Source organism: Halomonas sp. KAO, assembly GCF_015595025.1.
Taxonomy (GTDB): domain Bacteria; phylum Pseudomonadota; class Gammaproteobacteria; order Pseudomonadales; family Halomonadaceae; genus Halomonas.
Map to the genome: position 1 here is coordinate 1 of NZ_JADNRL010000035.1, position 432 is coordinate 432.

Sequence of the window (432 nt, forward strand, 5' to 3'; positions counted from 1 at the left end):
CGCTCGAAACCGAATTGATCAGTGGTTCCTTAAGGAAACACTGCATAAATCCCGCCACAGCTGCCTGACAGCAGTCGGCGGGGTAAAATCTGGCTACCCTGTCACCACCTGACCGAGCCATCCGATGAAGCAGATCTCTTTCGCCCAGGCTGAGCACCAGAACAAGAAGAAGGTAACCCGCCGCGAGCGGTTCCTGGCCCAGATGGAGGCGCTGGTGCCTTGGCAACGGCTCATCGAAGCGCTGTCGCCGTCTTACTTCCCGAATTCAGCGGGCAAGCGCGGCCGTCCGCCTATCGGCCTGGAGCGCATGCTGCGGATCTACTTCCTGCAACAGTGGTATGCGCTCGCCGACGAGGCACTTGAAGATGCCATCTACGATAGCCAGGCGATGCGCGACTTCGTGGGTATCGATTTGGCCATTGAGAGCGTGCC

Annotated in this window: 1 protein-coding gene; it reads left to right on the forward strand. The window is 59.3% G+C overall.

Going from position 1 to position 432, the window contains the following annotated elements:
• Positions 1 to 124: 124 nt before the first annotated feature.
• On the forward strand, positions 125 to 432 hold a 308-nt coding region (locus tag IOC61_RS15980; protein ID WP_195689738.1), incomplete at its 3' end, for a transposase.